This is a genomic window from Stenotrophomonas sp. Steno-C18 (assembly GCF_056393195.1).
The window spans coordinates 177,865-197,919 of sequence record NZ_JBWJOX010000003.1 but is presented as its reverse complement, the minus strand read 5'-3'; the positions used below and the strand labels follow the sequence as shown (position 1 = coordinate 197,919).

General features: G+C 69.0%; 15 protein-coding genes. 1 reads left to right on the top strand and 14 read right to left on the bottom strand.

All coding sequences use genetic code 11. The features are described from left to right. Positions 1-15: 15 nt before the first annotated feature. The 5 genes from AC06FE_RS08160 to ilvC all read right to left on the bottom strand — a co-directional run bounded on the left by AC06FE_RS08160 (position 16) and on the right by ilvC (position 5,802). Complete coding sequence (locus tag AC06FE_RS08160) at positions 16-1,569, bottom strand: 2-isopropylmalate synthase (protein ID WP_446540036.1); 1,554 nt, start codon at positions 1,567-1,569, stop codon at positions 16-18. Continuing rightward, the gene (locus AC06FE_RS08155; RefSeq protein ID WP_478072885.1) at positions 1,566-2,615 is read right to left on the bottom strand and encodes a threonine dehydratase; all 1,050 of its coding nucleotides are present in this window, start codon (positions 2,613-2,615) and stop codon (positions 1,566-1,568) included. Before AC06FE_RS08155 ends, AC06FE_RS08160 begins: the two co-directional genes overlap by 4 nt. Positions 2,616-2,822: 207 nt before the next feature. Then, complete coding sequence (locus AC06FE_RS08150; protein ID WP_132865539.1) at positions 2,823-3,074, bottom strand: ACT domain-containing protein; 252 nt, start codon at positions 3,072-3,074, stop codon at positions 2,823-2,825. Further along, positions 3,058-4,785, bottom strand: a complete 1,728-nt coding sequence (ilvG, locus tag AC06FE_RS08145; protein ID WP_132865538.1) for an acetolactate synthase 2 catalytic subunit — start codon at positions 4,783-4,785, stop codon at positions 3,058-3,060. Before ilvG ends, AC06FE_RS08150 begins: the two co-directional genes overlap by 17 nt. A 42-nt stretch (positions 4,786-4,827) precedes the next feature. Beyond that, complete coding sequence (ilvC, locus tag AC06FE_RS08140) at positions 4,828-5,802, bottom strand: ketol-acid reductoisomerase (RefSeq protein WP_192287583.1); 975 nt, start codon at positions 5,800-5,802, stop codon at positions 4,828-4,830. A 638-nt stretch (positions 5,803-6,440) separates the two neighbouring features. Between ilvC and AC06FE_RS08135 the strand changes: the two genes are divergently transcribed. After that, positions 6,441-7,289 carry an AfsR/SARP family transcriptional regulator gene (locus AC06FE_RS08135; RefSeq protein WP_478072752.1) on the top strand — a complete coding sequence of 283 codons (849 nt, stop codon included), beginning with the start codon at positions 6,441-6,443 and terminating at the stop codon, positions 7,287-7,289. 93 nt (positions 7,290-7,382) lie between these two features. On the opposite strand, the gene AC06FE_RS08130 is transcribed toward AC06FE_RS08135, so the two are convergent. From AC06FE_RS08130 to mshL, 9 genes are read right to left on the bottom strand one after another with little or no spacing between them, the layout of a single operon-like run. Continuing rightward, positions 7,383-8,693 carry a type II secretion system protein gene (locus tag AC06FE_RS08130; RefSeq protein ID WP_478072751.1) on the bottom strand — a complete coding sequence of 437 codons (1,311 nt, stop codon included), beginning with the start codon at positions 8,691-8,693 and terminating at the stop codon, positions 7,383-7,385. Continuing rightward, positions 8,690-9,781, bottom strand: a complete 1,092-nt coding sequence (locus AC06FE_RS08125; protein WP_313252096.1) for a type II secretion system protein — start codon at positions 9,779-9,781, stop codon at positions 8,690-8,692. The genes AC06FE_RS08130 and AC06FE_RS08125 overlap by 4 nt, the downstream gene beginning before the upstream one ends. Continuing rightward, positions 9,778-12,390 (bottom strand): hypothetical protein, encoded by a 2,613-nt coding sequence (locus AC06FE_RS08120; protein WP_478072750.1) that lies wholly within the window; start codon positions 12,388-12,390, stop codon positions 9,778-9,780. Before AC06FE_RS08120 ends, AC06FE_RS08125 begins: the two co-directional genes overlap by 4 nt. 15 nt (positions 12,391-12,405) lie before the next feature. Then, entirely contained in the window at positions 12,406-13,086 is a 681-nt protein-coding gene (locus AC06FE_RS08115; protein ID WP_192287578.1) for a type II secretion system protein, read from the bottom strand. Between the two features lie 14 nt (positions 13,087-13,100). Continuing rightward, on the bottom strand, positions 13,101-14,357 hold the full coding sequence (locus AC06FE_RS08110; protein WP_313252092.1) for a type II secretion system F family protein: 1,257 nt from the start codon (positions 14,355-14,357) through the stop codon (positions 13,101-13,103). Next, entirely contained in the window at positions 14,354-16,069 is a 1,716-nt protein-coding gene (locus tag AC06FE_RS08105) for a GspE/PulE family protein (RefSeq protein ID WP_192287576.1), read from the bottom strand. The genes AC06FE_RS08110 and AC06FE_RS08105 overlap by 4 nt, the downstream gene beginning before the upstream one ends. Next, entirely contained in the window at positions 16,056-17,465 is a 1,410-nt protein-coding gene (locus AC06FE_RS08100; protein ID WP_478072749.1) for an ExeA family protein, read from the bottom strand. The genes AC06FE_RS08105 and AC06FE_RS08100 overlap by 14 nt, the downstream gene beginning before the upstream one ends. Next, positions 17,462-18,340 (bottom strand): tetratricopeptide repeat protein, encoded by an 879-nt coding sequence (locus tag AC06FE_RS08095; RefSeq protein WP_478072748.1) that lies wholly within the window; start codon positions 18,338-18,340, stop codon positions 17,462-17,464. Before AC06FE_RS08095 ends, AC06FE_RS08100 begins: the two co-directional genes overlap by 4 nt. After that, positions 18,337-20,025 carry a pilus (MSHA type) biogenesis protein MshL gene (gene mshL / locus AC06FE_RS08090; protein WP_225591806.1) on the bottom strand — a complete coding sequence of 563 codons (1,689 nt, stop codon included), beginning with the start codon at positions 20,023-20,025 and terminating at the stop codon, positions 18,337-18,339. Before mshL ends, AC06FE_RS08095 begins: the two co-directional genes overlap by 4 nt. Between the last annotated feature and the right edge of the window lie 30 nt (positions 20,026-20,055).

Here is a 20,055-nt window from a genome sequence, read left to right as displayed (position 1 = left end):
GAAGGGCCATCGCGCTCAGGCGCTGACGGCTTCCTGGGTCTGAGCGCTCTCGCGCTGGCGCAGCAGGCGGTTGGTGACATCCAGCCAGGCCAGCGCGCTGGCCTCGATGATGTCACGGCTGGTGCCGGTGCCTTCCAGGATCTCGCCTTCGTGGCGGACGCTGAGGTTGGCTTCGCCGCGCGCATCGGCACCGATGCCGACGCTGTGCACGTGATAGCTGTCCAGGGTCAGCTGGATGCCGGTGGCGGCCGACAACGCCGAGAACAACGCATCCACCGGGCCATCGCCCTGCGCGGTCTCGGCCACGCGGTTGCCTTCCGGATCGGACAGCTCGACCAGTGCGTTGGCGCGGCTGCCGACGTCGCTGATGGTCATCGAGGCCAAGCGGTAGCCGTCGCTGCTGGAGGTGCCCTGCATCAGGGTCTGCAGGTCGGCGTCGGTGACCACGCGCTGCTGCTCGCACAAGGCTTTGAACTGCTCGAACACCAGCTTCAGTTCTTCCTCTTCCAGCCAGTAGCCCAGCGCCCGCAGGCGGGCTTCGACCGCGGCGCGGCCGCTGTGGCGGCCCAGCACCATCTGCGAGGACTCCCAGCCCACGTCCTCCGGGCGCATGATTTCGTAGGTGTTGCGGTTGCGCAGCATGCCGTGCTGGTGGATGCCGGACTCGTGCGCGAACGCATTGGCACCGACGATGGCCTTGTTGCGCTGGACCGGCATGCCGACCAGGCGCTGCAGCAGCTGCGAGGTGGGCACGATGCGCTGGGTGTCGAAGCCGGTGTCGAAGTTGTAGAAGGCATTGCGTACCTTGAGCACCATCGCGATCTCTTCCAGCGCGCAGTTGCCGGCGCGCTCGCCGATGCCGTTGATCGAGCCTTCGACCTGGCGTGCGCCGCCTTCGATGGCGGCCAGCGAGTTGGCCACGGCCAGGCCCAGGTCGTTGTGGCAGTGGGCGCTGAAGATCACCTTGTCGGCGCCGGCGGCATGGCCGATCACGTGCTGGAACATCGCGCGGATTTCGTCCGGCGTGGTGAAGCCGACCGTGTCGGGCAGGTTGATGGTGCGCGCGCCGGCGGCGATGGCGACCTGGGCGACTTCGGTCAGGAAGTCCAGTTCGGTGCGGGTGGCGTCCTCGGCCGAGAACTCCACGTCGTCGACATGGCCGCGGGCCATCGTCACGTGCTTGTGCACCGACTCCAGTACCTGCTCCTTGCTCATGCGCAGCTTGTGCTCGCGGTGCAGCGGGCTGGTCGACAGGAACAGGTGCAGGCGCGGACGCGCCGCCGCCTCCAGCGCCTTGACCGAGGTCTCGATGTCGGCGGCCAGGCAGCGCGACAGCACCGCCAGCACCGGGCCGCGGACGTCGCGGCCGATCAGCGCCATCGCCTCGCGGTCGGATTGGGAACTTGCCGGGAAACCGGTTTCGATCACGTCCATGCCCAGCTCGGCCAAGGCGCGCGCCATCACCAGCTTCTGCGGTGGGGTCATGCTGCAGCCCGGGGATTGTTCGCCGTCACGCAGGGTCGTGTCGAAGATGGTAATTCGCGGGGTGTTGTTGGTTGGAGTATTCACCAGAGGGTCTCCTCGACAGCGGTAACGGAAATGGGGGGGGAATCGGATTTGAGGGTGCGTGGCGGGGGCGAGGTGGCGCGGCTTCTAAGTCGCTCGCCGTTGCGCCGTCGGGGCTTGCGCGGTGGCCGCGGGCGGACTTCGGACAGCAGCGTGGACAGCACGGTGGCATCGATGTTGCCGCCGGAGACGACCGCGCACTTGCGCTTGCCGGCCACGCGGCGGCCGGCGGCCAGCGCCAGCGCACCGGCACCCTCGGCGATGACGTGTTCCTCCAGCGCCAGCCGCACCAGGGTTTCGCGCAGTTCGGCCTCGCGCACGATGACCACGTCGTCGAGCAGGCTGGCGCACAGGCGGCGGGTGAGGAAGCCGGGGATCTTGACCTTGACGCCGTCGGCCAGCGTGGACACCGGGGCGATCTCGCGCACGTCGCCCTTGATCGCGCGGGCCATCGAGTCCACGCCCTCGACCTGCGCGCCGATGATGCGCACGCCCTGTGACTTCAGCGCCAGCGCCACGCCGGAGGCCAGGCCGCCGCCGCCGATCGGCACGATCACCACGTCCGGTGCATGCGGGGCCAGCTCGATGCCCAGCGTGCCCTGGCCGGCAATCACGTCCGGGTCGTCGAAGGCGGACAGGAAGCGATAGCCATGGTGTTCGGCCAGCTCGCGGGCGAAGGCATAGGCCTCGTCGTAGCTGGTGCCGTGCTGGCGCACGGTGGCGCCCCAATGCTGGACGCCGGCGATCTTGGTGTCCGGCGCGCCGTGCGGCATCACCGTGATTGCCTGCACGCCGAGGCGGAACGACGCCCAGGCCACGCCCTGGGCGTGGTTGCCGGCCGAGGCGCAGATGACCGGGCGTTCGTCACCGCGTTCCAGCGCGGCCAGCATCGCGTTCAGCGCGCCACGGACCTTGTAGGAGCCGGTGCGCTGCAGGTTCTCGAGCTTGAGCCAGGTGCCGAAGCGTTCGGCGTAGTGCAGCGGGGTGGGCGGCAGGAAGCGGCGCAGGCGTGCCTGCGCGGCCAGCACGTCGGCGACGCTGACGTGCATCTCGCCCGTGGGTTCGGCGGTTACGGCGGGGCGGCCACGATCAGGCATCGAGGTGGCCGTGGAGCGGGGAACGGGGAAGGGGGAACCGGGGGTGAAGGTCGTGGCCGGAGCGTTGAAGAAGACGCCTCCGTTGTACCCGTGCCGCATTGGCACGCGGGGCCTGCAGCCCCTGCTCCCGATTCCCCGGTCGTACACCTACGTCGCTGTTCATGCGCTGGCACCGGCGACCGGTACCACGCGTACCGATTCGCAGTCGTAGACCTTTTCCAGCTGGTGGCGCAGGGTTTCCGGCGGCCGGGTGCCGTCGATGTCCATCTGCACGTGCCAGCGTCCGGCATCGTCGGCGTTGCGGCTGCCGGCGATGTTGCTGAAGGAAAAGCCGCGGCGTTCGACCATGCCGATCACGCGCACCAGCGCGCCCTCGGCAGGCTTCAGCACCAGGTCAAGCCGGTATTGCATTGGAACTCTCCTGCGTTGCCTTGGCGTGGGCGGGGTTGCTGTCCAGCATGGTGCTGTTGGCGTTGTTCGGCGGCACCAGCGGCCAGACGTTGGCGCGGGCATCGATGGCCACGTGCAGCAGCATCGGGCCGGGGGCGTCGAACAGTTCGGCCAGGCCGTCCTCGACGTCGTTGCGGTGGATGATGCGCCTGGCCTGGATGCCGAACACCTGCGCCAGCGCGACGAAGTCCGGGTTGTCGGACAGGTCGATCTCGCTGTAGCGCTCGGCATGGAACAGCTCCTGCCACTGGCGCACCATGCCCAGCGAGGAGTTGTCCAGCAGCACGATCTTGATCGGCAGCTTGCAGCGGGCGATGGTCACCAGCTCCTGCACGTTCATCATGAAGCTGCCATCGCCGGAGACAAGCACCACGGTGCGGTCCGGGCAGGCGAACTGCGCGCCCATCGCCGCCGGCAGGCCGAAGCCCATCGTGCCCAGCGCACCGGAGGTCAGGTGATTGCGCGGGTCGTTGAAACGGCAATGCTGGGCCACCCACATCTGGTGCTGGCCGACGTCGCAGGCGATGACGGTGTCCGGCGGGGCCACTTCGCTCAGGCGCTTGAGCAGGCGCGGGGCGTAGATCTGCTCGCCGGGTGCGTCGTAGCGGGCGGTGAACTTCTCGCGGTTGGCGGCGCAGCGGGCCCGCCAGGCGTTGCAGTGGGCGCGTTCGCCGGCCAGGGCGCGCAGGCCGTCGCGGACATTGCCCGGCACCGGGATGTCGGCACCGCGCAGCTTGGAGATCTCGTAGACATCGGCATCCAGGTGGATGACCCGTGCGAACGGGGCGAACTCGGCCAGCTTGCCGGTGGCGCGGTCGTCGAAACGTGCGCCGACCACGACCAGCAGGTCCGATTCCTGCACCGCCATGTTGGCCGCGCGGGTGCCGTGCATGCCCAGCATGCCCAGGTACTGCGGATGGTTGGCCGGCAGTGCGCCCAGGCCACGCAGGGTCAGCACGGTCGGGATGCCGCTGGCCTCGACGAACTGGCGGAAATCCTCCACCGCATCGGCCAGGGCGATACCGCCGCCGCCGTAGATCACCGGCTTCTCGGCCTGGGCGATGGCGGCCAGTGCCTCGGCCAGGCGTTCGGCGGCCGGTGCCGGCACCGGATCGACCGCCGCCGGCACGTGGTCGGGCAGATGCGAGGCATCGGCCAGCTGCACGTTCTTGGGCAGGTCGATCAGGACCGGGCCGGGACGCCCTTCGCGGGCGAGGCGGAATGCCTCGGCCACCACGTGCGGCAGCTCATCGACGCTGCGCACCAGCCAGCTGTGCTTGACGATCGGCATGGTCATGCCGAACACATCCAGTTCCTGGAACGCATCGGTGCCCAGCAGCGGCGTGCCGACCTGGCCGGTCAGGCACACCATCGGCACCGAGTCGAGCATCGCATCGGCGATGCCGGTGACCAGGTTCGAGGCCCCCGGGCCGGAGGTGGCCACGCACACGCCTACCTTGCCACTGGCGCGGGCATAGCCGTTGGCGGCCAGCGCCGCGCCCTGCTCGTGGCGTACCAGGATGTGCTTGAGGCTGGAATCCACCAGTGCGTCGTAGAACGGCATGATGGTGCCACCTGGGTAGCCGAACAGCGTTTGCACGCCTTCGGCCTCCAGGGCCTGCGTCAGCCAGCGTGCGCCGTTGCGTGGCGCATCGTGGGTGGAAGTGTTCATGCAGCGACCTTTGCGTTGAGCGGGTGGGGGACCGCCGCGTGATTACGCGGTCTGACCTTGCAACCAGACCATCTTGGCGCGCAGTTCCTTGCCGACCTTCTCGATCGGATGCTCCTTGTCGGCCTGCTGGAACTTCTTGTAGTTCGGGAGGCCGGCGTCGTACTCGGCTTCCCAGTTCCGGGTGAAGGTGCCGTTCTGGATGTCGGTCAGCACATCCTTCATGCGCGCCTTGACCGAGGCATCGATCACGCGCGGGCCGCTGACGAAGTCGCCGTACTGCGCGGTCTCGGAGATGAACTCCAGCATGCGGGTGATGCCGCCTTCGTAGAACAGGTCCACGATCAGCTTCAGTTCGTGCAGCACTTCGTAGTAGGCGATCTCCGGCTGGTAGCCGGCTTCGACCAGCGTTTCAAAACCGGCCTGCACCAGCGAGGACGCACCACCGCACAGCACGGCCTGCTCGCCGAACAGATCGGTTTCGGTCTCTTCCTTGAAGGTGGTCTTGATGATGTTGGCGCGCGCGCCGCCCAGGCCGGCGGCGTAGGCCAGCGCGAACTGCTCGGCCTTGCCGCTGGTGTCCTGGTAGACGGCGTAGATGCACGGCACGCCACGGCCGATCTCGTACTCGCGACGGACCAGCGCACCCGGGCCCTTCGGCGCGACCAGCACCACGTCCAGATCGGCGCGCGGCGCGATCATGCCGAAATGCACGTTCAGGCCATGGGCGAACAGCAGGCATGCACCCTGCTTCATGTTCGGCGCGAGCACGTCGTTGTAGAGCTTCTTCTGCACCATGTCCGGGGTCAGCACGGCGACCAGGTCGGCCTCCTTGACCGCCTCGGCCGGCGCCTTGACGGTGAAGCCGTCGGCCTGGGCCTTGGCTTCGGTCGGGCCACCGGCGCGCAGGCCCACGACCACGTCGTAACCGGATTCACGCAGGTTCAGTGCATGGGCGCGGCCCTGGCTGCCGTAACCGATGACGGCGATTTTGATCTGGGGCAGTTCGTTGGTGCTCATGGTGCTTGGGTTCCTTGCGATGAAGAGAAAACGTGCAGTGAAAAAAGAAACGGCCGTCGCGTCAGGACGCGGCGGCCGGGTCGGGGAGGGCGATCGCCATGCAGGCCGATGCGGCGCACGGGGCGTTGCAGGCGGTGTGTTTGTGCATGGTGGAATCGGTCGGATACATGGTTTCAGATGAAATAGAAGCTGGAAACGAAAAACCCCGCACCGGGGTCGGCGCGGGGTCTTTAGTCGAATCTGGCTGTTTTTCTGCTACGCGCCAGTCTGCCCCGCACCTGTTGGCTCGGTAATAAGTACGAGTACGAGCAGCGACGCCGCGGCGGAAGCCGGGGTCGAAGTCAGGTGGGCGGTGGCGTTGTGGCGTTGCAGCATGGGGTCGAGATAACCACCGTCCGCCGGCGCTGTCAATGCTTGCAGTTGTGATTGCCGGTGAACGGCGCGCAAGCCCCGCCACGGCTGCTTGGTTGCGGTTGAAACCTACCCGCGGCGCGGCTTGGCGGCGCCCGCGTTGCGCGGGAATCGGACGTTTGTCGAGCGCGCGTGAACGTTTTTCGCGCCGGGGTGATGGGATCGGGACGCTTTTGCCGGTTTAACAGGTAAGGGGCTCAATGGCTGAGGCCCATCCGGGGGAAATCATGGCATTGGTATCGGAACAGGCGGCGCACGCCGGGTGCGAAGCATCCTGCGGCGGCGCGCACGTGGCGACCGAACGTGGGCTGGTCCAGCTGATGGGCGCCAGCCAGGGGTTGCCGGCACCGTTGATCTACCGCAAGGGCTGGGCACTGCTGGGCTACCTGGCGGTGGAGTCGAACCGCAAGCATTCGCGCATCGCGCTGGCGGCCCTGCTGTGGCCGTCGCTGAGCGAAACCAGCGCGCTGACCAACCTGCGCCAGGTGCTGAGCAACCTCAACCGCTACTGCAGCAACGCGCTGGGACCGGACGCCCTGCGCATCGAGCGCGGCAGCGTGGGGCTGTTCCGCGACGACCAAGTGCGCTTCGACATCGACCTGCTGCAGCTGGCGCCCTGCCAGGCCGTGTACATGCTGGCGCGGCAGAGCTGCTTCCTCGACGGGATGGATGACATCGCCGGCATCGACTTCCACAGCTGGCTGGAAACCACCCGCCAGGAGCTGGACGGCCGCCTGATCGACGCGGCGGAGAAGTGCTGTGACGAGCTGCTGGCCAGCCAGCAGTGGGAGCGCGCGGCGATGATGGCGCGGTCGCTGAGCCTGCACGACCCGTGGAACGAGGCGCATGCACAGCGGGTGATGCGGGCCCATGCCGGGGGAGGCATGCGGGCGGCGGCGGTGAAGGCGTACCAGCGGTTCGAAGTCATGCTCCGCGCCGAACTGGGGTTGGACACCAGCGTGGAACTGCGCCAGCTGCTCGCGCAGATCTCCAACGGGGTGGGCGCGCTGGCCGGCGAGGTGACGTCCGGATTGCGGATGGAGCGCGGGCGGATCAGCGGCGTGGTGCTGGGGTAACGCCCCGATCTCCCCTCGCGGTGGCAGTGAAGGGCGTGCGCAGGCACGCCCTTCGCCTGTTGCAGCGGTGGCAGGCGGTGGCAGCCGGCAGGCTCAGCGCAGTGCGTCGGCCGCGTCATGCTGGGCCTTGCCGGGGGAGAGCCCGAGCAGGTCGGCGCGGCGCGCTTCCAGGTCCACTTGGCGGGCGATGACCGGTGCCTTCTGGTCCAGCGCGTAGACGGTCTGGTCCGCATCCGAGCCGGTGGGTTGGCCGGTGCCGAAGGCGCTCTGGGTGGTCCGCGCGATGTTGACGTTGGAGACGGCGATGCCCTTCATCGCGGCGGCGGCGACCACGCCGCCGATCGCGCTGCCCAGGCCGGCGGCGGCGAAGCCGGTGCGCCAGGTCCACACGAACTTGGTCTGGCTGACCTCCGAGGCGGTGTCGAACATGCCGGCGACCGCCGAGGCGATCTGCCCGGTGGCCAGCACGATGTCGGCGTCGGCGCTCTTGTTCCCGGCCTCGGCGAGCTCGGTCATGATGGAGAGCTGCTCCTTGTAGTCGACCATCGCCGGCACGTTGAGCGCGGCGGCGACGGCGGCATTGGCATGCGCGTGCAGGGCCGCGCCGGTGGCCTCGCCGCAGCGCAGGCGGCTCCACAGCTGTTCGAAGCCGACCGCCCGGCGCAGCTGGCCGACGTTGCTGCCGGCGCGCGGGGAGTCGATCGCCGGGTCCGATGGGGCCGCCGCGTCCAGCGAGGTGGTGGCCAGCGCGTAGGCGATGTTGCCGAGCACCGCGCTGCCGGCCCCTTCGGCGCGCCGGCTGTGCAGGAAGCTGTCCTTGCCGGTGGCGTTCATGCCGCTGCGCAGCGCGTAGCAGAAGTCCAGCCCGTTGACCTGCAGGTTCGGCACCGACGCGCAGCCCGCTTCCGGGTGCGTGGCGCAGGTGTCCTGCAGCTTGACCAGCGCGGCCACGCTGTTGCTGGTGGCGTTGTTGAGCATCTGCAGGGACGGCGCGCGATCCACCGCACGGGTGAGGTCGGCGTCGATGCTGGCGATGTCCGGGTCCACGCCGGACATCGCGTTGTCGCGGAATACGCCATAGGCGATCCGTGCGGCGCGCTGGTCCGGCAAACCCAACTCGCGGTAGGGCAGGAAGCCCTGGGCGACGCTGCAGTCGCCGACGCCGCTGTCACCGGTGGCTGGGCACGGCAGGTGATGATTGGCGGCGGCGTAGGCCAGCAGCGCATCGTCGGCGCGTTGCAGCAGGCTGCGTTGGGTGACCTGCCGGGCCTCCTGGTTGCTCTGCATCAGCCAACGGGCCAGGAACACCCCGATGATGCCCAGCACCACCAAGGCGATGGTCAGTTCGATCAGCGAAAAGCCCGCCGGCCTGCGGCGCGGCACACGGATCTGCCGGTGTGTCATTTGTCGATCCCCGCGATGTCCAGGGCCTTGGCCTGTTGCAGCGCCTGGTCGCGCGCGTGCGCGGCCAGGTCGTTGCGGGTGCTGGCACGGGCGGCGATGTCCTTGGCCGTGGCCAGGGACTCGCGCGCGCCCTTGAGGTCGTCATCGGCCATCTTCACCAGGAAGACGGCATAGCCGACGGACGCGAGCGCATTGGCGTGTTCCATCACCGCCAGCGCGATCTTGAAGCCGGTTTCGAAATTGCCGGTGGTGGTCAGGAACACCGCGATGGCTTCGTCGAAGATCGCGAATGCCAGCGACGCGGCCGCGGCGGCGACGCCGGTCTCGGCGGCCTTGAGCAGCGCTTCGTTGGTGCGCACGTCGAACTTGCGGAAGCGGTAGTTGAACTGTGCCACCTCGGCGATGCTGTAGGCCGCGGCGGCGGACTGGGCCGCGCCCTGTGCGCGGCCGAGGCGGTCGGCGCAGGCCAGCCGGCTGGACAGCTCGCCGACGCCGGCGGCCAGCGTGAGGCCGGGAAGGCTGCCGGCCACGGGCGCGGCGCCCGGCAGCGCCAGCGCGCGCGCGGCGGCCTGGGCGTCGCCGACCTGGCCGCGTTCGTTCGGCATGCCCAGCGCGTAGGCCGCCGGCATGGACAACCCGGCCAACGGGGTGCCATTGGCCTGGACCTGCTGCAGGTGCAGGCACAGGTCCAACCCGTTGGTCGGCGAGCTGACCTCCGCGCCGGCCAAGTGCGGTGCATACACGTTGCCCGGTGCCGCCAGTAGCGCGGCATGGGCGCTGTAGAGGATGCGCGCGTCACCCGGCAGGCCGAGCTCGCGCACCGGCAACCAGCCCGAGGTACTGCCCGGATCGGGGCGCCCGTCGCCATCGCTGTCGGCCGCCGGCAGGTGCAGCTTCGCGCGGGCATGGCCGAGCAGCGCTTGTTCGGCCTGCGCGAGCAGGCGTTCGTCGTGGTCGGCCTTGAGTACCTGCCCACCGATCGGGATCAGGGTGAACACCACCGCGCTGACCAGGCCGGCGATGAGCAGGGCCACGGCGATCTCGACCAGGCTGAAGCCGCGTTGCCGCCGCACGCACGGGCCGCTCATGGGCTTGCCTTGCGGGCGCCGACCGCGCCGCGCGTGTCGGCCTTGCCGAGGATGGCGCCGGCACCCACGGCGATGCTGTAGTCCTCGACGGAGCCAGGCGGGGCCATGTCCTTCAGCGCGTTGTACTGGGCTTCCAGTTCCTTGAAGCGGGTTTCGTTCTCGATGCGGTTGCGCGTGGCTTCGGCGGCGGCATCCCTTGCACGCACCCAGTCCGAGTAGGCACGCGCATAGGAATAGGTGCTCTTCTCGGTGCCGCATCTGCCGGGGTCAAGCACGCAGCGGAAATCACCGTCGTAGTTGATGTCCTCGATCAGGCGCTGGCCATTGCTGCCGTCGGTCGGCATGTCGGCATAGCGGCGGATGGTGCCGGAAATCCAGGTGAACGTGGATTGCTCGCCATCGATCTCCATCATGGCCTTGCTCCAATCGCCCGGGTACTGGAGGTAGGGCGAGCTTTGGCTGTCGTAGTTGGACTTGGCGCTGGTGCGCCGCTGCTTGGCGTCGTCCAGCGCCGCCTTGGTCAGGTCGCGGTCGCGCTCGAGCATTGGCGTGCACTGGGCGCCCTCGTTCATCTCCTGGCCGGCGGGCGGGTGCATCTCATCGACGATGGCGGTGCTGCCGTCGTCGTTGATGACCGTGTAGGTGCAGCTGCGCATGTAGGTCACCTTGTCGCGCGAGTTGCGGCAGACCTGCTGGCTTTCGGCGTTGGTGGCCTGCCGGCAGATGTCCTCGGCGTCCTTGTGCGCGCTGTCGACCAGCTTCACCCATTGCTTCACGGCGTCCACCTTCTGCTGGTAGGCGCTTTCCAGCTCTTCCACCGTGCGCTGGATGTCGGCCCACCGCTGGGCCAGGTCGCGCTTGCTGCGGGCGTCCTGGTAGGCGATCGGCTTGAAGCGGGTCACCCAGGTGTAGCCGCCCACGTGGCTCTCGGTGGGCAGCACGACGCAGCTGCCGTTGACATAATCGTAGCTGCCACCGGTGGCGGCCACGCATACGGTTTCCTTGTACTTGCCGGCGGAGTTGCCCAGGTGCATGCGATAGGAGATCCAGGTGTCGCTGAAGTGCGACATGCGCTTGTCCTGGTATACCGCGGCGGCATCGACCAGCTTGGCCTCGACCGCCTTGGCGCTGTCGATCTGCGCGGCCATGCCGGGCTGGTCCTCGGTCACCCAGTCGCATTCAAACTCCGGCGCGCCGTTGGCCTGCCACACCGGCTCGCCGTTGCTGTCCTTCTTCTGCACGGGGAGCTTGGTCTTCGGGTCCAGGCGTTGCTTGCAGTACTCGCGGGTGCCGCCGTACAGCGTCTGGCGCATGGTCTCCAGCACGTCGGCGACGGACGAGGTGGCGGGTTTGATCGATGCCGCGGCACGGTCACGCGCCTTGACGTTGGCATCCAGCGCCAGCCCGATCGGGGCCAGCGCCGCCGAGTTCAGCGCCACCGCGGCGGCGGAGTAGCTGATGGCGATGGCACTGATGATGACGGCGGCGGTGTCGAACGGCACGCCGACGCAGACCGTGCCGAGCGAGGCGATGCAGGTGATCACCGAGGTGGTCAGCGAGATGGCGTTCCAGACCGCCGAGTCGAAGATGTCGACCGCGCCGAGCACGCTCAGGGTCAACCCGGTGATGGCCATGGCCTGGGCGAACGCCGCATCACGCACCTGGGCCTCGCCGTTGCCCAGGTTGGTGTCCTGGAAGTCGGCCACCGTGGCGTGGTTGGCGACCGCGCCGGCCAGCACTTCCATCGACAGCAGCGAGACGTTGGTGGGGGCGTCGGCGGCGGCCATCGCCGCGTACTGGCGGCAGCCGACCAGCGGTGCCAGCGAGGCGAAGGTACGCAGGCGGGTGCGATCGTCGTAGTCGATGTCGCCGGGCCGGGCCGGGCTGGGCAATGCGGCCGAGGCAGCGCTGTCGAAGCGGCCCTGGGTTCCGGCGACGGGGCCGGCGGCGACCAGCCCATAGGCGATGTTGAGGGCATTGCCCTGGGCGTCGGTGCTGGTGGCGTAGGTGTCCGCGGTGGCCCCGGGCAGCGCGTTCTGGTCCAGCGCGGCGCAGAAGTCCAGGCCGTTGCCGTGTCCTTCGGCCGGGTCCACGTAGTCCTCGAAGGGCTCGCCGCTCGGGTCGAGCGGGATGAACGCATCGCCGGTCGCCGACAGCGCGGGCTGGCGGGCACTGGTGCCGCCGCCGGCGATGCCGGTGACGCCCCGCGAGACCGAGTAGCGGATCGGCGCGGCGCCGGCCCCGATCTCGCGCGCGCCGGGCAACAACGCGATGGGCAGGAAGCCGACCGCATTGCTGGTGCCGGCCTCGGCACTGCAGTCCTCGATGACCGCGGCCGGATCCTCGGTCCAACGCGTGGCCGGGCAGGGCAGGCGGGCGTGCGCGGCGGCGTAGGCGGCCAGCGCATCATCGGCCCAGCGCAGGTATTCCTGCTGCTGGACGGCCTGTTCGGCCGGGCGCCGGGCATTGAGCAGCAGCGCGCCGGCGGCGACGGCCACGCCGACCAGCATCAGCAGCAGCATCACCTGCAGCAGGCTGAAGCCCCGCTGCGGGTGGTCGCCGGGGATGCAGCCGAGGATGGGGAGATGATCGCGGGAAGGGGTATGCATGCGGGCGATATCCGGTTACTGGCTCATCTTGATGTAGGCGATGACGGTGGCACTGGCGGCATCGGCACTGGTGTTGGCGTTGCTGGTCTCATCGCGCGACCAGGCGGCATCCTCGGTCGGCGCGGCGACCTTGCCGGTGCCCGGGCGCTTCTCGCGCACCCGGCCAACGCGCGCGTCGACCTTGCCGTCGATGCGCTGGTCCAGCTGCTGCGCCAGTTCGGGGGTGAGCCCATGCAGCACCAGCACGTTGCGCGTACGAGCGGCGTAGCCGCTGGCGCTGATCGGCTCGTGCCAGTCGGTAATGGCCTGCAGGCAGACCTGCAGGCGCTGCGGCAGGCCGTTGCGGTCCTGGTAGACGTAGGTTTCCTGGCGGCCTTCCATCGCTCCCTGGGGCAGGGTGACGCCTGCCTTGAGCATCTCGTCGACCAGCGCAGTGCCGCACAGCGCGGTGGCGGCGGTGCCACCGCCGATCATGCCGGTGAGCGCGTTGTCGCCGGGGACCCGGCCGGTCTGGCTGGCGTAGCGGTCGTAGGCCAGGATCCAGCCCTGCACGAACTCGCTGCTGATGCGCTCGGCCACGGCACCACGGTAGACGTCGCGGCCCACGGTGACCGCGCCGAGGATCAACGCGATGATCACCAGCACCACCGACATCTCCATGAGGGTGAAGCCGCGGCTGTGGTTGATGGGTTTCATGGTGGCGTGGTTCCTTACAGCTGCGGCGAGGTGATCGCCTGCTGCACCAGGTCATAGACCGGCAGCAGCAGGGCGACGATCAGGAAGACGAACATGCCGCCGCCGAACAGCACGACGACCGGCTTGATGATTTCCGACAGGTTGGTGATCAGGCGCTGCAGGCGCAGGCTGTATTCCTCGGACAGGCGCGAGAACTGGCTGTCCAGCGTGCCGGTGTCCTCGCCGACGCTGATCATGCGCACCATCATCGAAGGGAAGCCACCGACCTGGCGCATCGCCGAGGACACCCGGTCGCCGCGCTCCAGGACCTGCCGGATCGCGATGATGCGGTCGCGGTAGTACTCGTCGCGCATGGCGCGCTCCATCACCTGCAGGCTGCTGACCATGTCCACGCCGGCGCGGATCAGCAGCGCCATGTACTCGGTGAAGAAGGCCAGGCCGGAGGAGAACATGATGGTCTTGGCGATCGGCAGCCGGTGCAGCGTGTAGTGGATGGCGCGGCGGAAGCGGCGGCTGTAGCGCCAGGTGACCCACAGCACGAACGCCAGCGCGGCCAGCCCGGCCAGGATCATCACGATGTGCCCGATCAGCCACTCCGAGCTGCGTATCACCCAGATGGTGAGCGGCGGCAGCTTGGCGTTCATCTGCTTGAAGAGGTCGGACAGGTTGGGAATGACGTAGTAGATCCAGAAGCCGCCGGCGGCGAAGATGGCCGAGAACACGAACGCCGGGTAGATCAGCGCCTGGCGGGTATCGGCGGTCATCCGCGAGATGCGCTCGACGTGGTCGGCGGCCTCCATCAGCATCCTGTCCATGGAGCCGGTCTCGTCGCCGATCATGACCAGGTTGCGGACGGTTTCCGGGAAGGCGTCGGGATAGCGGCCGAATGCATCGCTCAGCGAGGCGCCGGCATCCAGTTCGTCCAGCAGCCGGCGTGCCAGCCGGGCCGGATTGGACACGCGGCCGGTGCTGATCTCGTTGGCCACCGCACGCAGCGCCTCCATCACCGGGATGCCGCTGCTGGTCATCACCGCCAGGTCGCGCAGCATGCCGGCCAGTTCCACCGGCTTGATGCTGGGCTTGATCAGGTGGGTGAGCGAGCGCTGGGTCTCGGCCAGCCAGCCGGGGAAGCGATACAGCTTGAGCACCACCGCATCGAAGTTCTTCTCCAGCCACAGGCGCGCGGAGGCGTCGTGCTCGACCGCCAGCTGGGTCACGCCGGCGCGCACGCGGCCGTTGGAGAGCAGCAGCCGGTAGTAGTAGACGTTCATGGCGCCGGGCCCACGCCGACCACGCGCAGGACTTCCTCGCTGGTGGTCTGGCCGGCGATGACGCGCGCGCGCGCGACCTGTTCGATGCCCTTGAAGCCGGCGCCCATCGCCAGCCCGCGCAGGGTCTCGCGGCTGACGTCATCGGCGATGCCGTTGGCCAGCGGTTCGTCGACCACCATGATGTCGTAGACCGGCAGGCGCCCGTAGTAGCCGCTGCCGCGGCAGCGGTCGCAGCCGCCGCCACGCCGGCCGCTGCTGCCCACGGGCAGCTCCAGCCATGCGCACTCCTTGTCGGTGAACGGCACGTCCGTGGCACAGAAAGGGCAGACCTGGCGGACCAGGCGCTGGTTCACCACGGCCAGCAGGTTGTCGGCGATGACCTGCGCTTCCAGGCCGAGCGGGCGCAGGCGGGGCACCACGCCGAACACGGTGGTGACGTGCAGGGTGGACAGCACCAGGTGGCCGGTGGCCGCCGCCTCCACCGCCGCCTGCGCGGTTTCGGCGTCGCGCATTTCGCCGAGCAGGATCACGTCCGGGTCATGGCGCAGGAAGTGGCGCAGGGCCGAGCCGAACTCGTAGCCGGCGCGGCGGTTGACCTCGGTCTGGCCGGCACCGGGCACGCGGTACTCGATGGGGTCCTCGACGGTCAGCACATTGCGCTCGATCAGCGACTGCATGCGCAGCGCGGCGTGCAGCGAGGAGCTCTTGCCCGAGCCGGTGGGGCCGGTGATCAGGATCAGCCCGGCCGGCTTGGCGAACAGGCGTTCGAGCAGGGCCACGTCCTCGGCGAAGAAACCCAGTTCCTCCAGCCCGGCCAGGTCGCTGTGCTCGGGCAGCAGGCGCATCACCATGCGCTCGCCGGATTCGGTGATCAGGGTGGACACGCGCACCGTCAGCGCCGAGTCCAGCACGGTGGCGCGGAAGCTGCCGTCCTGCGGGCGGCGCTGCTCGGAGATGTCCATTTCCGAAGCGAGCTTGATGTAGCCCAGCAGGCGGCTGAGCGAGTTGGGCATGGCCCACATCGGGCGCAGCACGCCATCGACGCGGAACAGCACGTGCAGGCTGTGCTCGGACGGGGAAATGTGGATGTCGGTGGTGCGTTCGCGCACGGCCAGGTGCAGCAGGTAGTCCAGCAGCTTCTCCGGGCTGTAGGCGTGGTCGTTGTCGGTGGCGAGGCGGCGGATCTCCTTCTCCAGCAGCGCCTCGATCGGGTTCTGCGCGAAGTAGTAGGTTTGCCGGATCAGCCGCGCGACCTTGCCGTACTCGCCCTGCAGGAAGCGGCAGCGCAGGCCGCAGCGTTGCAGCACGAGCTGCGCCACCGCGGTGGGGTCGGCATCGCCGAGCAGCACCTCCAGTTGCTCGCCGTCGCGGCGCAGTGGCAGGAACTGCCGCATCTGGCACAGCTCGCGGTTGAACATGGCCAGGATCTGTGGCTCGGCCACCGGCAGGGTTTCAACCTGGGTGAACTCGATGCCGAGCATGCCGGCATGGGTGCGCACGATGTCCGATTCATTGGCCAGGCCGTGGCGGATCAGCAAGCGGCCGAAGCTGGTCTGCTCGACCAGGTTCTTCTGGCGGGCGTACAGCAGCTGGATGGGGTCCAGCAGCCCCTGCTCGTTGAGCAGCACGCCGAGCTTGGCCTGTTCGAGGCTGACCAGTCCCTGCGTGGAGCTGGCGGAGGCGGAGGGGATGCGGGAATCAACCGTGGCCATTGCGGGAAGGATCCATGTCGTTCGGGGAGTCGGCGTGCGCGGCGGGAAGGGCCAGCAGGTGCAGGGTCAGTGCATCCGGGGTCCCGGTTGCCGGCAGGGCGTTGTGCTGCTGCATGCGGCGCAGCGCCCGCTGCGTCAGCGGGCCGAAGCGGCCATCGAGCTGGCCGTCGTAGTGCCCCTGCTGCCGCAGGCGGTACTGCAACTGTTGCAGGCGGGTATTGGGTTGCTGTTGCAGCAGGTCGGCGTCGGGCAAACGCGGCACGAAGGTGACCAGTGCGCCCTGCGCGGTGGCTTGCACGCACAGGTCGTCGTGCTGGCGCAGGTAGGGGGCAGCGCCGGAAGGCACCTGGACCTGGCGCCGTGCGCCGTCACCCAGGCGTGCAAGGCAGTGCTGCGGTGGGGGCGCGGTTGCGGCGCTGGCCGCTGCGGGCGATGCCGATGTCACCGTCGATGCCGGCTCGGCATGGGTGTCGCCCGGACGCAGTGACAGGACCAGCCCCCCCACGGCCAGCAGCCCGCCCAGCGATGCCGCCAGTGCCAGGGGGTAGCGACGTGCGCGCGCGCGGCGCTGCACACCGGCTTCGGCGGCGGCGGTGCGGATCAGCGCGGCATCGATCCGGCGTGGACCGGCGGCCTGGCCATACAGGCCATACAGGCAGCGGTCCATGATCTGGTGGATATGGCGTGGGTTGCCGTTGCTGGCGCGGTGCAGGGCGGTGATCGCCGCTTCATCGAGCGCGATGGCGCCGTCGGCACCGGCGCTGTCCAGCCGGAACCGCACGTAGTCGCCGGTGCGGTCGCGGGCCAGGGCGCAGAGCTGGGCGTGTTTGCTGATGCGGCTGCTGAGCTGGCGGATCGCCGGTTGCGCCAGCACCTGCAGCAATTCCGGTTGGCCGGCCAGCACGATCTGCAACAGCTTCTCCTGCCCCGACTCCAGGCAGGTGAGCAGGCGCAGCAGTTCCAGGCTTTCGATGTCCAGGTTCTGGGCATCGTCGATCAGCAGCACGCAGGTGGTCTGGCGCTGCCAGCGCTCGAGCAGGAAGCGGTTGAGGCGATCGATGTTGTCCGCGGCACTGCCCTCGGCGGGCAGGCCGAAGTCACGCAGCACCGCCGCCAGCAGGTCATTGCCCTGCAGGTAGGTGTTGAACACCAGCGACACCACCATGTCCTCGCGTTCCAGCGTGGACATCAGGCGGCGCAGGAAAGTGGTCTTGCCGGTGCCGACCTCGCCGGTGAGCAGCACGAAACCCGAGCGCGTGCGCAGGCAATGCGTTGCCTCGACCAGCTCGCGCTCCAGCGCATCGGTCTGGAAGTAGGCGGCACTGTCGGGCGTGGGCGGGAACGGCGAGCGGTCCAGGCCCAGCTGCTGCAGGTGCTGGCGGGTGGCCGGGTTCATTGCGGCGTTCCACGGATCTGGGCCAGCGCCTGGGCGATGACGCTGGAGTCGCCGTTCTCCGCTGCCAGGCGTAGCAGCCGGCCCTGCGCGACGTCGGTCTGGCCGCGTCCGGCTTCCAGCAGCGCGAGGTTGACCCCGGCCTGGGTGTCCTCCGGGACCCGCGACAGGATCTGCCGGTAGCGGTCCTCGGCGGTGACCAGGTCGCCGCGGTTGTGTGCAACCCAGGCTTCGTTGCGCAGCAGGGTCAGGCTGTCGGCGGGAAGCAGCTGGCGCAACGCCTGCAGTTGCTGCTCGATGGCAGCGGCGTCGCCCTGCGCGACAGCGCGCTGCAGCGAGGCCAGTGCATCGGGAATCCGGGCGCTGGTGTCCGCCGCAGGGGCGGCGTCGCGGGCCGGCCGGCGGGTGCTGACGGTGATGTTCATCTGCTGCGACTGCACGTGCACCACCTCCTGCCCGGACGGCGTGGTGGCCAGGCGTGGGGCGGGCGTTGCCGGCGCGGGCACGTCGCTGCCGGCGACGGGCGCTGCCGACGTGCGGGTGGTGTCCCGCGTTGCCAGTGGCGGCAAAGGGGGGATGGGCGCGGTCGCGGCAACCGGTGCCGGCGCTGCGACCGCAACCGGTACCGTCACCGATGCTGTTGCCGGCGCTGCGGCAGGCGCGGCCAGTGGTGCCCGTGTCGCGGTGGCGGCCGCCGGCGGCGCGGCATTGCCGGAGAGCGCATGCACCAGCGCATAGCCGAGCAGCATGCTGCCGGTCGCGCCCAGCCAGAGGTAGCCGGTGCGCCGGCCGCCGCCGCGGGCCCGTGCTACCGGCGTGGCCGTGGCCTGGGGCGACGCCGTGCCGTTCTGGCGCAATGCGTCGTAGATCAGGCTCACAGCACTTTCACCCGCAGTACCAGCACCAGTTCGCGGGTGGTGTGGGTCTTGGCACGCGAGCCGAACATGCGGCCGAACACCGGCACGTCGGACAGGCCGGGGATGCCCTTGTCATCGAGCGAGGCGTTCTGGTCGATCAGGCCGCCGAGCATCACGGTGTCGCCGTCGCGCAGGTTCAAGGTGGTGGTGATGCCCTTGACGTTGACCTGCGGCAGCGTGACCGCGTTGCCGTTGGGGAACTCGCGCAGGGTCAGGCTGCTGGCATCGACCTCGGTCTGCATCGGGTGCACCAGCAGCTCGACGCTGCCGTTCTCGTGGATCATCGGTGCCACGCCGATCACCACGCCGGAGAACAGCGAGTCGGTCTGGATGTCGGTGGACTGGTTGTAGGAGCCGCCGCTGCCGCCGGTGTTGGAGAAGTTGCTGGTGGACTTGGTGACGTAGCGGATGTTGGTGCCCACGCTCAGGTAGGCCGGGCTGCCGTTGCGCACGCGCACGCTGGGGTTGGACAGCACCTTGACGTTGCCGAAGCCGCGCAGCACGTTGACCGCCGCCGAGAACGTGTCGGTGGTGTAGCTCAGGCCCATCGCCCGGCCGAGGCTGGAGCCCAGGGTCTGGTTGGGGAAGGTGATGGTGCGCGGTTGCTGGCCCAGCCGGGTCAGGCCGTCGTAGGACAGCGGCGTGTTGGCATCGGGCAGGATGGTGGCGGCGGTGTCGCCGTAGATGCCGGCGACGCGGTCGCGCAGCAGGTTCCAGTCCACGCCGTAGTTGCTGCTGTCATTGAGCGAGACGTCCAGGATCTGTGCCTCGACCAGCACCTGCCGGCGCAGCTTCTGCTTGTTGTGTTCGATCAGCTGCTCGACGGCGCGCATCTGCGAGGGGCGGGCGCGCACGAACAGGGTGCCGCTGCCGGCATCCAGGTTGTAGCTGGCGACCGCCGGCGGCTTGGGCTGGTCCGGTGCGGTGGGGGCGGGCGCCTGCTTGCTCTTGTCCGCGTCCAGGATCACGTCCAGCGCGGCGGCCAGTTGCTTGTAGGGGTCGTTGTCCTTGCCGACGCTGCCGCTCATCGACAGCGAGCCCCGCAGGGACTGGCCCGCGCCGCCCTCGCCCTGCATGCCGGCACCGAACACGTCACCACCGCTGTTGAGCTCCAGCGAGGTCACCGAGTTGAGCATGTCCACGTTGAAGATGCGCTCCTTGGTCTGGCTGACCACCAGTGCACCGCCGCGCAGTTCGCCATGCAGGTCGAACGCATCCAGGATGTGGTTGAACACCTCGCGCGCGGAGACATTGCTCAGCTGCAGGCTGGAGCGCTGCTTCTGCTCCAGTACCCTGGGGTCCACGATCAGGTTCATCTTCAGCTCGCCGGCCAGCGCCCACAGCAGCTGGCCGACGTCGGCATCGAACATGCTGATGCTGACCACGCTGTGCTCCAGCGGGTCGTAGACCGGTGCCAGTGGCGTGGTGGTGGGCGTGCGGGTGCCCTTGTGCTCGAGGCTGGCCAGGCGCTTGTCCTGGGCCTCGAGGAACTTGGCCGACTCTTCGGCCAGCGCGGTGCTGGTGCGTTCCAGTGCCTTGTGCTCCACCGGTGGCAGGTCCTGCACGCTGCGCGGCGGCATGTTGGTGCATGCCGCCAGCATCAGCGAGCCGATGCCGCCGGCCAGCAGCCGGGGAAGATGGCGCAACTGCGGCTGGTGGGGGTTTCTGCGGTGGCA

Excerpts from the sequence above, each read along its gene's own strand:
- AC06FE_RS08130 (WP_478072751.1), bottom strand. The coding sequence starts at position 8,693 with ATGACACACCGGCAGATCCGTGTGCCGCGCCGCAGGCCGGCGGGCTTT.
- AC06FE_RS08150 (WP_132865539.1), bottom strand. The coding sequence starts at position 3,074 with ATGCAATACCGGCTTGACCTGGTGCTGAAGCCTGCCGAGGGCGCGCTG.
- AC06FE_RS08110 (WP_313252092.1), bottom strand. The coding sequence starts at position 14,357 with ATGAACGTCTACTACTACCGGCTGCTGCTCTCCAACGGCCGCGTGCGC.
- AC06FE_RS08120 (WP_478072750.1), bottom strand. The coding sequence starts at position 12,390 with ATGCATACCCCTTCCCGCGATCATCTCCCCATCCTCGGCTGCATCCCC.
- AC06FE_RS08115 (WP_192287578.1), bottom strand. The coding sequence starts at position 13,086 with ATGAAACCCATCAACCACAGCCGCGGCTTCACCCTCATGGAGATGTCG.
- ilvC (WP_192287583.1), bottom strand. The coding sequence starts at position 5,802 with ATGAGCACCAACGAACTGCCCCAGATCAAAATCGCCGTCATCGGTTAC.
- AC06FE_RS08100 (WP_478072749.1), bottom strand. The coding sequence starts at position 17,465 with ATGAACCCGGCCACCCGCCAGCACCTGCAGCAGCTGGGCCTGGACCGC.
- AC06FE_RS08105 (WP_192287576.1), bottom strand. The coding sequence starts at position 16,069 with ATGGCCACGGTTGATTCCCGCATCCCCTCCGCCTCCGCCAGCTCCACG.
- ilvG (WP_132865538.1), bottom strand. The coding sequence starts at position 4,785 with ATGAACACTTCCACCCACGATGCGCCACGCAACGGCGCACGCTGGCTG.
- AC06FE_RS08135 (WP_478072752.1), top strand. The coding sequence starts at position 6,441 with ATGGCATTGGTATCGGAACAGGCGGCGCACGCCGGGTGCGAAGCATCC.
- AC06FE_RS08155 (WP_478072885.1), bottom strand. The coding sequence starts at position 2,615 with ATGCACGTCAGCGTCGCCGACGTGCTGGCCGCGCAGGCACGCCTGCGC.
- AC06FE_RS08125 (WP_313252096.1), bottom strand. The coding sequence starts at position 9,781 with ATGAGCGGCCCGTGCGTGCGGCGGCAACGCGGCTTCAGCCTGGTCGAG.